Consider the following 12,883-nt stretch of genomic DNA (forward strand, 5'->3'; position numbering starts at 1 on the left):
TGCAGCGGGGCCGGGGACGGGCATGATGCGGGCCGTGCTCGTCACCCTGGACCTGTTCAGCGCGCTGATCGACTCGCGCACCGGTGGCTCGGCCGCGCTGGCCCGGATCACCGGCGCCCCCGGCGAGCGGCTGTACGACGTGTGGGACGCGGCCAACAAGGCCTCCCAGCGCGACGAGCCGGCCTGGGTGCCCTTCGCCGAGCACTGCCGGCGGGCACTCGCCGCCGCCTACGCCGAGCTGGGGGTCGCCCGGGACGCCGACGCGGACGTCGTCGCGCTGCTGGACTCGGTGGCCGACTGGCCGCTGTGGCCCGACGTCGCCGACGGGATCCCGCTGCTCGCCGCGCGGGCGCAGGTCGGGGTGCTGTCCAACGTGGACGACGCGGTCTTCGCCCGCACCCGGGTGGCCCCGCTGGTCGAGGACGCCAACGTGCTCACCTCCGAGCGGCTGGGCGCCTACAAGCCGGCGCCGGAGCTGTACCTGCGGGCGCGGGAGCGGGCCGGTGGCCGGCTGCTGCACGTGGCCACCTCGGCCCGCGACGTCCGGGGTGCGCTGGCCGCGGGGATCGACGTCGTCCGGCTGCGCCGCCCCGGCCACCGACTGGACCCGCAGGGCGGCACGCCGCAGGTGGAGGCCGCCGACCTGTCCGAGGTCGCCCGCCTGCTGCCCTGACCTCGGTCCCGGCCCCCGTGCAGGGGCCCGCCGCGAGCCCTACGGCCTTCCTGCAGGGGCCCGCCGCGAGCTCGCGAGCGGTGGGGGGCAGGAAGGTCCTTCTTGGCGGGGGGCACGGGGGTCCTCCTCTAGTCGGCCGGGCGGCGGGCGGTCAGCCAGGACGCCGCCCGGGCCACCACCGAGCTGCTCGCCCCGCCGTCGCCCTCGCGGGCCGGCGCCCCGGCCGGTGAACCGACCTCGGACCACCAGTCGACCAGCGGCGGCGGGCCGGCGACGTCGACCCGCTGGCCCGGCTGCGGCACCGCCACCCGCACCTGGGAGCGCTCCGCCGCGGCGACCAGCCGCTGCACGGGCTCGGCCCACCGGTGGAAGGCCAGGTTGAACGTCGCCCAGTGCACCGGCACCAGCAGGCCGCCGCCGAGGTCGCCGTGCGCCCGGACGGCCTCCTCCGGCGTCATGTGGATGAGCGCCCACGCGTCGTTGTAGGCGCCGATCGGCAGCAGCGTGAGGTCGAAGGGCCCCAGCTGGGCGCCGATCTGGGCGAAGGCCGGCGTGTACCCGGTGTCGCCGCCGAAGAAGACCCGGTGCCGCGGCCCGGCGACCACCCAGGAGGCCCACAGCGTGGTGTCGCGGGTGAAGAACCGGCCGGAGAAGTGCCGCGCCTCGGTGCAGGTGAGGGTCAGCCCGGCGACCCGCACCGCGCCCTCCCAGTCCAGTTCGAGGACCCGCTCCTCCGGCACGCCCCACCGGCGCAGGTGAGCCCCCAGCCCCAGCGGGACGACGAACGGTGCCCGCTGGGTGCGCAGCAGCGCGCGCACCGTGGGCAGGTCGAGGTGGTCGTAGTGGTCGTGGGACACCAGCACCGCGTCGACCTGCGGCAGCTCGTCGACCGGCAGGGGCACCGGGTGCAGCCGGGTGGGCCCGATGGTCGGCGACGGCGAGACCCGCTCGCCCCACACCGGGTCCACCAGCACGCGGCGGCCGTCGACCTCCAGCAGCGCGCTGGAGTGGCCGAACCAGGTCACCGCCAGCTCGGCGGCCTCCGCCGGCAGCTGCGGGCGGCGCAGTGGCACCGGACGGGCCGGCAGGCCGGTGTCGCGCTCCTCGTGGACCTGGCGCAGCAGGCCGCGCTGGGCGCTGGCCGGGGGCCGCGCCGGGGTGCTGATCCGGTTGTGGAAGCGACCCTGGGAGAACTGCGGCGACCCGGCGGCGTACGGCCGGACCCGCCGCTGGCTGGCGCCCAGGGCCACGGGCAGCCCCCAGGCGGCGCGGGCCAGCCACGTCGCGGGCCCGGCGAGGGTGACGACGGCGAGCGCGGTGCGGCGGACGGCGGTGGACGGCACGCCCGCCAGCATCCCAGCCGCGGCCGGGACGGCGGCGTCCTCCAGGAGGGTGGCACCACCCGTCGGGAGGGCGTGGCCCGGCCGGGACGGCCGCCCCGACGGCGCCCGCGCCCCGCGGTGCGGCCGGCGCAGGACCACCCGGGCGGGTCCGGTCGCCCACAACGAATCGACATCCGGTGGTCCCGTTCCGGAGCCCGGGAATCTAGAGTGACCGCGATCACCCAGACCAGGTGACGAGCACGAGCAGGGAGACCGCACCGTGACACCACCCGAAGAACGCAGGCTGCTCACGCCGGAGGAGTACGCCCAGGCGCAGGCCTCCCCGGAGTTCGTCGAGCTCAAGCGGCGCTTCCGTCGTTTCGCGTTCCCGATGACCGTGGCCTTCCTGGCCTGGTACCTGCTCTACGTCCTGCTCTCCACCTACGCCCCGGACTTCATGGCCACGCCGGTCTTCGGCAACGTCAACCTCGGCATCCTGCTGGGCCTCGGCCAGTTCGTGTCCACCTTCGTCATCACCCACGTCTACGTCGCGCACGCGGACAAGCGGACCGACCCGATCTCCGACGAGATGCGCGAGCGGCTCGAGCACCACGAGTACGCCCGGGGCACCCGCGACGGCGGCACGTCGGTGACCGGGGGTGCCTCGCGTGCCTGACGTGCTCGCGGCCGAGAGCGCCACGATCGGCAGCCCGGCGGTCAACATCTCCATCTTCGGCGCCTTCGTGCTGATCACGCTGGTCATCACGTTCCGGGCCAGCCGCAACAACACCAGCGCCGCGGACTACTACGCCGCCGGCCGCAACATCAGCGGTACCCAGAACGGCCTGGCCATCGCCGGCGACTACCTCTCCGCGGCGTCGTTCCTGGGCATCGCCGGCGCCATCGCCGTCTACGGCTACGACGGGTTCCTCTACTCGATCGGCTTCCTCGTCGCCTGGCTGGTGGCGCTGCTGCTCGTCGCCGAGCTGATGCGCAACACCGCGCGGTACACCATGGCCGACGTCCTGGCGTTCCGGATGCGCCAGGGCCCGGTGCGCACCGCCGCGGCCATCTCCACGCTGGCGGTGTCGCTGTTCTACCTGCTCGCCCAGATGGCCGGCGCCGGCGGCCTGGTCACCCTGCTGCTCGGGGTCACCGGCGAGGCGGCCCAGGCGCTGGTCGTCGTCCTCGTGGGCGCCCTGATGATCGTCTACGTGCTGGTCGGCGGCATGCGCGGTACCACCTACGTGCAGATCATCAAGGCCACGCTGCTGATCGCCGGCGCGCTGGTGATGACGGTGTGGGTGCTGGCGCTGTACGGCTTCAACCTCTCCGCGGTGCTCGGTGACTCCGCGGCCAACGCCGTGCAGGGCCGTGACGTCTTCGCACCGGGCGCGCAGTACGGCGCGAGCAGCCTCACCCGGCTGGACTTCATCTCCCTGGCCCTGGCCCTGGTGCTGGGGACGGCCGGCCTGCCGCACGTGCTGATGCGCTTCTACACCGTGCCGACGGCCAAGGACGCCCGGCGCTCGGTGGTCTGGGCGATCTGGCTGATCGGGATCTTCTACCTGTTCAGCCTGGTCATCGGCTACGGCGCCGGCGCGCTCGTGGGCCCGGAGCGGATCCTCTCCGCCCCCGGTGCCGTCAACGCGGCCGCACCGCTGCTGGCCTTCGAGCTCGGCGGCACGGTGCTGCTGGGCATCATCGCCGGCGTCGCGTTCGCGACCATCCTCGCCGTGGTCGCCGGCCTGACGATCACCGCCTCGGCGTCCTTCGCCCACGACGTCTACGCGTCGGTCATCAAGAAGGGCGACGTGTCGCCGAACGGCGAGGTGAAGGTCGCCCGCATCACCGCGATCGTCATCGGGGCCATCTCGATCGGCCTGGGCATCCTGGCGCTGCAGGCCGGGCTGAACATCGCCTTCCTCGTGGCGCTGGCGTTCGCGGTGGCCGCCTCGGCGAACCTGCCGACCATCCTCTACACGCTGTTCTGGAGCCGGTTCACCACCCAGGGCGCGCTGTGGTCGATGTACGGCGGGCTGATCACGTGCATCACGCTGATCATCTTCTCGCCGGTGGTGTCCGGCGCGCCGGTCAACCCGACGACCGGGGTCAGCCCCTCGCTGGTCCAGGACGTGGACTTCTCCTGGTTCCCGCTGAACAACCCGGGCCTGGTGTCGATCCCGCTGTCGTTCTTCCTCGGCTGGCTGGGCACCGTGCTGTCCAAGGAGAAGCCGGACGAGCCCAAGTGGGCCGAGCTGGAGGTCCGGGCGTTCACCGGGATCGGGGCGGAGAAGGCCGTCCAGCACTAAAGAAGGACCCGGCTCCTCCCCACCACTCGCTCCGCTCGTGGCGGGTCCCGGGAGCCGGGCCGTTCCAGTCGGTTGCGTGGCGCGCGTCCCCACCTCGGGGGCGCGCGTCTCGCGCGTTCAGGACACTCCTCAGGCGGCGGCCCGGGCCGGTGCGGGATCGGGTGCCAGGACGGTGTGCGCACGGCGGTGCCGGACGGCCCAGCGGGTGAGCAGGCCGGTGAGGACGACGAGGCCGGCAGCCAGGTGCTGGCCGGGTGCGGTGACCGCGACGGCGAGGGCCGCGGCGTAGACCACCGTCAGCAGGACGGCGGGGACGGGCAGGTGCACGGTGCTCTCCTCCAGGGGAGGCGTCCCGCCGGCCGGCAGCCGGGTCGCGGGGACCCGGCCGCCGGCGCGGCGACGGCGCAGGGGACGGATCGGCTCAGGTGAGCAGGTCCTTGGCCTTCTGCAGCAGCGACTGCCCCGGCAGCTGGGGCGAGGAGAACAGCCGCGGGTCACCCGGCGGCAGGATCGGCGCGTCGGCCATCGCCTCGATCGGGCGGGCACGGAACTCACCCCGGCCGTCGGGGGCCGGCCCGGACGCCCAGCGGCCGGCCGAGGCCTCGGGGCCGTCGGAGGCGTCGATGAAGGTGTAGCCGAGGTCGGCGATCTCCTCCTCCAGCGGGAAGGCCTCCGGCACCGGGATGTTCTCGATGCCGTCCTCCTTGAGCTGCTCCACCGCCGCCAGCCACTGCATCTGGTGCATGTGGTCGCGGGTGATGAGGAACCGCAGCATGTCCTTGACGCCGGGGTCGTCGGTCATGTTGTAGATGCGGGAGACCTGCAGGCGGCCCTGCATCTCGGCCGTGGCGTTGTACATGAAGTCGGCCATGAGGTTGCCGCTGGCGGTGACGTAGGCGCCGGTCCACGGGTTGCCCATGCTGTCCATGTAGGACGCGCCCTGACCGTTGGCGATCAGGTGCTGCGGGTTGTGCTGCCCGTAGCCGGCGGCCGCCTCCTTGGTGCGGTCGGCGGCGTCGGGCTTGAGCGGCGCGTGGTCGAGCAGCCGGTCGATCATCGTGATGATCATCTCGACGTGCGCCAGCTCCTCGGTGCCGATGGCCAGGAGCATGTCCTTGTACTTGCCGGGCAGCCGGCAGTTCCAGCCCTGCAGCAGGTACTGCGTGGCGACCGTCATCTCGCCCCACTGGCCGCCGAGGATCTCCTGCATCTTCCGGGCGAAGTCCGGGTCGGGGCCGTCGGGCTTGGCCTCGTACTGCAGGGCGTGGGTGTGCGTGAACATGCGGTTCTCCCTGGCGTCGTCGCGCCACCGCCGGTGCGGTGACACCCGGGATCTGCCCGCCCCAGCTGGCCCCCCCGTGCCGACCGCTGGCCCCCCGGTGCCAACAACACCGCGGTCGGGTGCGGCCCCTCGTGCCAGTGGACCGTGGCCCTCCTGCAGGGGCCCGCCGCGAGCGTGCGAGCGGTGGGGGGCAGGAGGGTCCTTCACCGGTCCGGCAGCTGCACGGTCAGCGTGAGCGCCGTGCCGTCCTCGGCCCACACGATCCGGCCGCCCAGCTCGGCGGTCTGCCGCCGCACCGACCACAGGCCGAGGCCGGTGAGGTCCGGCGGCGGGGCGTCGGTGGACAGGTGACCGAGCAGCCGCTCCGGCCGCGAGACGGCCTGGGTGAGCGCCAGGTCGACCCAGCCGGGACGGCACCGGAGGGCGAGCAGGACGGTGGCGCCGTCCCCGTGCCGGTGGGCGTTCTCCAGCAGGTTGGTGAGGATGCGCTGCACCCGCGCGTCGGCGACGGCGACCTCCCCGGCGTGCGGGCAGAACCGCACGGTCAGCTGCACGGCGGGCAGCCCGGCGGCGGCCACCGAGGCGCGGACGACGTCACCCAGCCGGCGCGGCCCGCGGCCCAGCGGGGCCGCACCGCCCGTGGCGGCGGCCGTCCGCAGCATCGAGGACAGGTGGGCGGTCTGCGCGCGGGCCAGCTCCAGCACCTCGCGGGGGTCCGGTGCCGGCCCGGCCGACGGGCCGGCGGGTCCGAGGGCCCCCAGCAGCGCCTCCAGCGAGGCCAGCGGCGAGCGCATGTCGTGGCAGAGGGCCCGCACGAGTGCCTGGTCGGGGGCCGGGGCGTCCGGGGTGCCGGCCCGGTCGTGGGTTCGGCGGCGCAGCAGGCGGCGCAGCACGCCACCGGTCTCGGCGGGGGTGGAGGGGTTGGCGGCGAGGGTCATGGGCACCTCCGGAGTGCGTCCGGTCAGCAGCGCCGGCGCTGCCGTCCGTCTGGGGAGCGATGGATCCGACCGACGCCGGTGCTGGGCGCCGTCCCGAGGTCGACGTCGTGCTCGTCGACGACCACCCGTTGTTCAGCCGGGGCCTGGCCCTGCTGCTGCCGGGGGTGAGCGAGGGGCGGGTGCGCGTCGTGGCCACGACCGACGACGCGTCGGCGGCCGCCGCGATGGTGCGCCGCCACCACGCCGACGTGGCCATCGTCGACCTGCACATGCCGCCGCCGGGCGGCACGCGGGCGATCGCGGCCATCCGCCGGGCGGACCCGACGGTGCGGGTCGTGGCGCTGTCCGGTCAGGCGGAGGAGGACGCCGTCCTGGAGGCGCTGCGCGCCGGGGCGGCCGGGTTCCTGCCCAAGACCACCGACCCCGAGGCGCTGGTCCGGCCGCTGCTCGCCGTGCTCGACGGCTGGTCGGTGCTGCCCGAGGACCTGCTGCGCCGGTTGCTCGAGGAGTCCGCGCCCTCCGGGGAGCAGGGGCTGGCCGAGCGGCTCACCGCCGACGAGCGCCGGCTGTGGCGGCTGGTGGCCGACGGCACGAGCACCGTGGAGATCGCCACCACGCTGCACGTGTCCGAGCGGACGGCGAAGCGGCTGGTGGCCGCCCTGCTGCGCACCCTGGGCGTGGCCACCCGCATGGAGGCCGCCGCGCTCGCCGGCCGGGTGCACCTGCGTGGTGACGGCAGGCGGGAGTGAGTTCCGCGCCGCTGCCGTCTCGCACGTCATCGCCGCCCATCTACCCGGCACGGTGATCGACACGCGCCGCCGCGGGCGGCCGTGAGGTGAACGGCTCAGCGGGGGGCGAGGGTCTCCGCCCAGGAGCCCGACGACGCCGCGGTGGTGAAGCCGGGGACGTCCGCGGCGGCCATGTCCACCGCCGCGTAGCCCCCGCTGCCGGCGCCCACGCAGGCCAGGACCGTGGCCAGCCCGGCCCGCCGCTGCAGGGGGCTCTGCCGCACCTGCCAGCCGACGACGGCGCGCCGCTGCAGGACCGCCTGCTCGCGCACCAGCCAGCCACTGCGGACGCTGAACGACCGCGGCCCCGCCCGGTGCCCCAGCGCCCGGAAGCGGCCGATCCCCATCGGCACGCCCAGCAGCGTGAGGACGACGCCGGCGACCAGCACCGGCCACCCCCCGGCGGCCGCGGTCGTCCAGACCCCGCCGGCGGTGACCAGCAGGCCGGCGGTCAGCGCGCGGGCCAGCCGCCGGCGCAGTGCCGCCGGCGGGTGGCCGGTCAGCGGGCCGGGGTCCTCGACCAGCCGGCCCAGCAGCCGCAGCGCCTCGGTGCGCGGGCCCAGCGGCAACAGCTGGCCCCGCCGGTTGGCTTGCCCGAGGCCGGTGACCAGGGCGTTCACCCGTGCCGCGCGCACCCAGCGCATGCCCAGCCCCTCGCTGAGCGTGCCGCCGCGGATCCGGTCGACCTCCAGCTCGGTGTGCCGGCGGGTGAGCAGCCCGCGGACAGCCACCAGGGAGCCGCCGCGGCGCACCAGCCGGTAGCGCCAGTTGACGACGGCCGCGCCGACGACCGCGGTCAGCGCCAGGAGCGGCACGGCGGCGACCAGTACGGCCACGACCAGCCCCGCGGAGGGCTCCGGCCCGGCGAGGTCCGGGACGACGGCGTCCGGGAGTTCCTGGAGCAGGCGGACCAGGGTGCCGACCGCGGCCACCGGGACGACCAGGTAGCTGCCGACCAGCGGCGCGTAGAGCAGCCAGCGGGGGGACAGGCGGGCGATCTCCTCCTCGGCCGGCTGCCCCGGGCCGTCCGGGCCGGGCCCGTCCGCCGCGGCCGGGCGGCGGCTCAGCAGCCGGGCGCGCAGCCGGTCGCCCTCGGCGCGCGGCACGCCGTCGACGACCAGTTCCTCCTCGTTGGTCCCGACCGAGCCCGCGGCGGCGTCGATGCGCACCCGCACCAGCCCGAGCAGCCGGTGCAGCGGCGGGGCCTCCACCTCCACGCCGCGGATGCGGTCGTTGGGCACCGTGCGCACCGAGCGGGCCAGCAGCCCGCGGGTGACGACGACCGCCGTCGCCCGGTCGGCGTAGCTGAACCGCCACCAGCTCAGTGCGGCGGTCGCCAGCGACAGCAGCGTGACGGCCACCGCGAGGACGACGACCGTGGTCAACCCGTCGCCCAGGCCGACCACCGCGGCGACCGGGATGAGCGCCGGCACCGCCTGGCGAGCCTGCCGGAAGGTGGCGGTGTGCACCAGCACCACCAGCGGCGAGGTCCGGCGGGGTCGCTCTCCGGGCACGAGTGCGTCGCCGGCAGCCGCGTCCGGCCAGGCCCGTTCCCCGGCGGGGTGCTCGGGTCGGCTCACGTCACCTCGTCGCGGACCAGCTCGGCCCGCCGGGCGAGGTCGTCGGCGACCCGCTGCGCCACGTCGGCCTCCAGGTGCAGCACCCGGACCGTGCCCTGGGACGACGCCGTCAGCACCGCCACCGTGGCCAGGCCGAACAGCTGCTGCAGCACGCCACGGGTGACGTCGACGGTCTGGATGCGCGAGATCGGCACCAGCGTCCAGGTGCGGGTCAGCCAGCCGGTGAGGGTGTAGACGGCCTCGCCGGTGACCTCCCACCGGTGCACCCGGTAGCGCACCCACGGGCGGATGCCGATCGTGACGACGGCGTCCAGGGCGAGCAGCGAGGGCAGCAGCCAGCCCAGCACCGGTGCCGGCCCGCCGTCGGGCAGGAAGGCCAGGACGGCGACCACCACCACGACCCAGAACAGGGTGCCGATGACGCCCTCGACGACCCACAGGCCGATCGCGGAGCGGGACAGCGGCCAGGCGGGGTCGCGGACGGGCGTCCCGGCGTCGGGCCCGGCGGCGTCGGCGGTCATCACCCCCATCCTGTCAGCGTCCGCCGCCGGACCCCGGCGTTGGACTCGACAACCGCGGCGATCGGCCGATGTCCCTGGTGGGCGATCGAGAGGGCAGGAGTCGGACGTGACGGATCGCAGGTGGTCACTGCGCGGTGTCCGGTTGGCGACCCGGCTCGGCGTCGGGTTCGGCCTGGTGACCGCACTGACCGGCGTCATCGCCGGGGTGGGTCTCACGGGCATGGACTCGCTGCACGACTCCGGCCGCGACCTGGCCGCCGCGCGGGCCGTGACCGAGGCCGCCGGGCAGGCCAAGTTCCGCACCGCCGACTTCGCGGGCTGGCAGACCGGCTACGCCTTCGACACCATCCGGGGCATCCCCGGTGCCACCTCCGACGACGTCGGCCAGCGCGCGGAGTTCCTCGCCTCCACCCTGGCCTTCACCGAGGACCTGGACCGGTTGGCCGCGCTGCCGCTGGTCGAGGACGAACGAGCCCAGCTGGAGGTCGCCCGCGCCGCGTTCACCCAGTACCTCCAGGTCGACCACCTGATCATCACGGCGTTCCGCAGTCCCGAGCCGGGCGGCGCCGTGCGCGCCGGGGAGCTCGCCTCCGGCGAGGCGCTGGTGCACTTCGTGACCATGGCCGACGCGATCGGGGCCGTCGTCGACTCCGTGCGGCAGCGCAGCGAGGCCGCAGCGGCCCAGGCCGAGGAGCGTGCCGACTCCGCCCAGGTCCTGCTCGGGGTCTCGACCGCGCTGGCGGTCGTCCTCGCCGCGGCCCTGGCCTGGCTGATCGCCTCGTCGGTGACCCGGCCGCTGCGGGCCGTGGGGGACGTCGCGGCGGCGTTCGCCGAGGGCGACCTGGGCCGCCGCGCGCAGGTCTCCGGTCGCGACGAGGTGGCCGACATGGCCCGCGCCCTCGACGGGGCGCTCGACACCCTCGCCGACGTGGTGGCGCGCATGGGAGAGGGCGTGCAGACCCTGTCCACCGCGTCGGAGGAGCTGTCCGTGACGTCGGCGTCGATGCAGGCCTCGGCCGCGGAGTCGTCGTCCCAGGCGGCGGTGGTGTCCGGAGCGGCGGAGCAGGTCTCCGGGGGCATCCAGACGGTGGCCGCCGGCACCGAGCAGATGAGCGCCTCCATCCGCGAGATCGCGCAGAACGCCACCAGCGCCACGGCCGTGGCCCAGCAGGCCGTCACCGTGGCGGCCACCACGTCCCGGACGGTCACCGAGCTGGGCAGGTCCTCCACGGAGATCGGCGAGGTGGTCCGGGTGATCACCTCGATCGCCGAGCAGACGAACCTGCTGGCGCTGAACGCCACCATCGAGGCGGCGCGCGCCGGCGAGGCGGGCAAGGGCTTCGCCGTCGTCGCCAACGAGGTCAAGGAGCTGGCGCAGGAGACGGCGAAGGCGACCGAGGACATCGCCCGCCGGATCGAGGGCATCCAGAGCGGGACGACGGCGGCTGTCGAGGCCATCGGCGAGATCTCGGCGATCATCGAGCGGATGAGCGACGCCCAGACGACGATCGCCTCGGCCGTCGAGGAGCAGACCGCGACCACCAACGAGATGGCGCGCAACGTCGCGGAGGCCGCCGCGGGAGCGGGTGACATCGCCCAGAACGTCGACGCGGTGGCCACCGCCGTCCGCAGTGTCACGTCGGGCGCCGCGCAGACCTCCGCGGCGGCGCAGGAGCTGTCCCTCATGGCCGGCCGGCTGCAGGGGCAGGTGCAGCGCTACCACGGCTGACGACCGCACCACCCGGCTCCCGGGTGGCTGCGTCCGGGCGCTGGCAGGATGGGTGCCGTGATGCCGCAGCAGGTCCCGACCGTGCCCGCCAGCGAGCTGCCCGAGGACGCCGTCGTCCTCGACGTCCGCGAGGACGACGAGTGGGTCGCCGGCCACATCGACGGGGCCACCCACATCCCGATGGGCGAGGTACCGGCCCGGCTGGACGACCTGCCCGAGGGCGACCCGGTCTACGTCACCTGCCGCGGCGGCGGCCGCTCGGCGCGGGTCGCCGCCTGGCTGAACGCCAACGGCTACGACGCCGTCAACGTCGGCGGTGGCATGGGTGAGTGGGAGGCCGCCGGCCGGCCCATGGTGAGCGAGACCGGCCAGCAGCCCTTCGTGCGCTGAGTCCCTAGGGCGCCACCGGTGCCGGCGGGCACCCCCCCAGCACGTCGTCGGTGAGGACGAGGCGTCCCAGGGCGGCCCACGCCGCGCCGTAGTAGCTGGGTACCGACTGGGCCAGGTGGTCGGCGTCCACGAGTTCCCGGGCGGCACGGTCGGCGTCCCCGGCGGCCGCCACCGCTGCCGCCTGGGCGACCGCGGCGACCACCGACTCACCCTCCGTCAGCGGGGACCCGCCGAGGTCGAGCTCGGCGACGTCACCTCCGCGGTCCAGCGGCCCGGCCATGGCCGCTGCCAGGGCACGGTCCGCGGCATCGCAGGACTCGGCGAACCGGATCGCGGTCCGGGCTGCGTCGTAGCCGTAGCGGACGCTCTGCCCCCGACCCTGCGCTCCCGGCATGGCCTCGACCGTGCCGTCGCGACGCACCTGTGCCCAGTCCGGGGGCAGCGGCGCGGCGGCCAGCAGCGCAGCGGTGACCGCGCGGCTGCCCTGGTCCAGCTCCGCCCAGCGGGGGTCACCGGAGGCGGCCGCCAGGACGGCGGTGGCCGCGGGGGAGGCGTAGCTCGGGTTGTAGGCGTGCGGGAGGGTGGTCGCCCACTGACCGGCGACGAGGATCCGGCCGGCCGGGGTCTGCACGGTCTCCAGGTCGAGCACGGCCCGTCCGAGCGCCAGTCCCGCGTCGGTGTAGTCGGAGCGGTCGAAGCGTTCGCCGGCGAGGACGAGGGCCCGGGCGGCGTCGAGGTCGGCGTCCGAGGCCGACGACTCGTCCGCGACCCGGCCGTCGGCCCACCGCCAGCTGAGCAGCCCGTCGGGGCGCTGCAGGTTGTCCCGTGTCCAGCTCCAGCTGCGGGCGAAGGCGTCGGCGTCGTCGAGGCCGACCGCCACGAGCATGGCGTAGGCCTGGCCCTCGCTGACCGTGTCCCCGCCCTGGTCGGTGCGCACCACCCGGCCGTCCTCGCTCACGTACCCGCCGAGGAACGCCCGTCCGGCCTCGACAGCCGTGTAGGGGCGCAGCTCCTGGGCGGGCACGGGCACGACGCCGGTGGTCGGGGCCGGTGCTGCGTCCGTGTCACCCCGACCGCGCACGGTGGACAGGGCGACCGCCAGGACGGCCAGCAGCGCGATGACGGTGACAGTGGCCACCGTGACCCGGCGGGCCGTCACCAGGGCCCCGACCCGACGCGGGTGACGGGTGGTGACACGCTGTCCGCACCTCCGGCCGGGCCGGACGGTGCTCCGGGGCCGCGCCCGACACCCGGGGTGGTCTCGACAGGCACGCCGGGCAAGCTACAGGGCCGATCGCGGACATTCGTTATGGAACTGTTACGGAAGTCACGCACCTCCCCTCACCGA

At 75.2% G+C, this 12,883-nt stretch carries 13 protein-coding genes; 6 read left to right on the forward strand and 7 right to left on the reverse strand.

Features of this window, described 5'->3' with window-relative positions; translation table 11 throughout:
- The first annotated feature begins 25 nt into the window (after positions 1-25).
- Positions 26-673, forward strand: coding sequence for an HAD family hydrolase (locus RTG05_RS00975; RefSeq protein ID WP_166529411.1), 648 nt, complete (start codon positions 26-28; stop codon positions 671-673).
- 128 nt (positions 674-801) lie between these two features.
- Here RTG05_RS00975 and RTG05_RS00980 read toward each other — a convergent pair whose 3' ends face one another.
- Positions 802-2,016 (reverse strand): MBL fold metallo-hydrolase, encoded by a 1,215-nt coding sequence (locus RTG05_RS00980; protein WP_315912198.1) that lies wholly within the window; start codon positions 2,014-2,016, stop codon positions 802-804.
- Between the two features lie 259 nt (positions 2,017-2,275).
- Between RTG05_RS00980 and RTG05_RS00985 the strand changes: the two genes are divergently transcribed.
- Both RTG05_RS00985 and RTG05_RS00990 read left to right on the forward strand, forming a co-directional pair.
- The gene (locus RTG05_RS00985) at positions 2,276-2,671 is read left to right on the forward strand and encodes a DUF485 domain-containing protein (RefSeq protein ID WP_166527073.1); all 396 of its coding nucleotides are present in this window, start codon (positions 2,276-2,278) and stop codon (positions 2,669-2,671) included.
- Entirely contained in the window at positions 2,664-4,307 is a 1,644-nt protein-coding gene (locus RTG05_RS00990) for a monocarboxylic acid transporter (RefSeq protein ID WP_166527074.1), read from the forward strand. The genes RTG05_RS00985 and RTG05_RS00990 overlap by 8 nt, the downstream gene beginning before the upstream one ends.
- Positions 4,308-4,436: 129 nt before the next feature.
- Here the strand turns inward: RTG05_RS00990 and RTG05_RS00995 are convergent, their stop codons facing one another.
- The 3 genes from RTG05_RS00995 to RTG05_RS01005 form a co-directional block, all read right to left on the reverse strand.
- Positions 4,437-4,634 carry a hypothetical protein gene (locus RTG05_RS00995; protein WP_166527075.1) on the reverse strand — a complete coding sequence of 66 codons (198 nt, stop codon included), beginning with the start codon at positions 4,632-4,634 and terminating at the stop codon, positions 4,437-4,439.
- Between the two features lie 94 nt (positions 4,635-4,728).
- A complete protein-coding gene (locus tag RTG05_RS01000) occupies positions 4,729-5,589 on the reverse strand; it encodes a manganese catalase (protein ID WP_166527076.1) in 861 nt (286 codons plus the stop codon).
- A 203-nt stretch (positions 5,590-5,792) separates the two neighbouring features.
- The gene (locus RTG05_RS01005; protein WP_166527077.1) at positions 5,793-6,527 is read right to left on the reverse strand and encodes a sensor histidine kinase; all 735 of its coding nucleotides are present in this window, start codon (positions 6,525-6,527) and stop codon (positions 5,793-5,795) included.
- A 59-nt stretch (positions 6,528-6,586) separates the two neighbouring features.
- Here RTG05_RS01005 and RTG05_RS01010 point away from each other — a divergent pair, with 59 nt between their 5' ends.
- Positions 6,587-7,276, forward strand: coding sequence for a response regulator (locus RTG05_RS01010; protein ID WP_166527078.1), 690 nt, complete (start codon positions 6,587-6,589; stop codon positions 7,274-7,276).
- Between the two features lie 95 nt (positions 7,277-7,371).
- Here RTG05_RS01010 and RTG05_RS01015 read toward each other — a convergent pair whose 3' ends face one another.
- On the reverse strand, positions 7,372-8,895 hold the full coding sequence (locus RTG05_RS01015) for a PH domain-containing protein (protein ID WP_315912199.1): 1,524 nt from the start codon (positions 8,893-8,895) through the stop codon (positions 7,372-7,374).
- Positions 8,892-9,416 (reverse strand): PH domain-containing protein, encoded by a 525-nt coding sequence (locus RTG05_RS01020; protein ID WP_166527079.1) that lies wholly within the window; start codon positions 9,414-9,416, stop codon positions 8,892-8,894. The genes RTG05_RS01015 and RTG05_RS01020 overlap by 4 nt, the downstream gene beginning before the upstream one ends.
- A gap of 106 nt (positions 9,417-9,522) precedes the next feature.
- Here RTG05_RS01020 and RTG05_RS01025 point away from each other — a divergent pair, with 106 nt between their 5' ends.
- Together RTG05_RS01025 and RTG05_RS01030 are read left to right on the forward strand one after the other, a co-directional pair.
- On the forward strand, positions 9,523-11,145 hold the full coding sequence (locus RTG05_RS01025; RefSeq protein WP_166527080.1) for a methyl-accepting chemotaxis protein: 1,623 nt from the start codon (positions 9,523-9,525) through the stop codon (positions 11,143-11,145).
- Between the two features lie 60 nt (positions 11,146-11,205).
- The gene (locus RTG05_RS01030; RefSeq protein ID WP_315912555.1) at positions 11,206-11,535 is read left to right on the forward strand and encodes a rhodanese-like domain-containing protein; all 330 of its coding nucleotides are present in this window, start codon (positions 11,206-11,208) and stop codon (positions 11,533-11,535) included.
- A gap of 4 nt (positions 11,536-11,539) precedes the next feature.
- On the opposite strand, the gene RTG05_RS01035 is transcribed toward RTG05_RS01030, so the two are convergent.
- Positions 11,540-12,673 (reverse strand): glycosyl hydrolase family 8, encoded by a 1,134-nt coding sequence (locus RTG05_RS01035; protein WP_166527082.1) that lies wholly within the window; start codon positions 12,671-12,673, stop codon positions 11,540-11,542.
- Positions 12,674-12,883: the final 210 nt, after the last annotated feature.

The organism is Geodermatophilus sp. DSM 44513 (assembly GCF_032460525.1).
In the GTDB taxonomy this organism is placed as follows: domain Bacteria; phylum Actinomycetota; class Actinomycetes; order Mycobacteriales; family Geodermatophilaceae; genus Geodermatophilus.

What these genes read in the sequence shown, in the direction of transcription:
- RTG05_RS00975 (WP_166529411.1), top strand. Translation starts at nt 26, where the DNA reads ATGCGGGCCGTGCTCGTCACCCTGGACCTGTTCAGCGCGCTGATCGAC.
- RTG05_RS01000 (WP_166527076.1), bottom strand. Translation starts at nt 5,589, where the DNA reads ATGTTCACGCACACCCACGCCCTGCAGTACGAGGCCAAGCCCGACGGC.
- RTG05_RS01005 (WP_166527077.1), bottom strand. Translation starts at nt 6,527, where the DNA reads ATGACCCTCGCCGCCAACCCCTCCACCCCCGCCGAGACCGGTGGCGTG.
- RTG05_RS01010 (WP_166527078.1), top strand. Translation starts at nt 6,587, where the DNA reads ATGGATCCGACCGACGCCGGTGCTGGGCGCCGTCCCGAGGTCGACGTC.
- RTG05_RS01020 (WP_166527079.1), bottom strand. Translation starts at nt 9,416, where the DNA reads ATGACCGCCGACGCCGCCGGGCCCGACGCCGGGACGCCCGTCCGCGAC.
- RTG05_RS01030 (WP_315912555.1), top strand. Translation starts at nt 11,206, where the DNA reads ATGCCGCAGCAGGTCCCGACCGTGCCCGCCAGCGAGCTGCCCGAGGAC.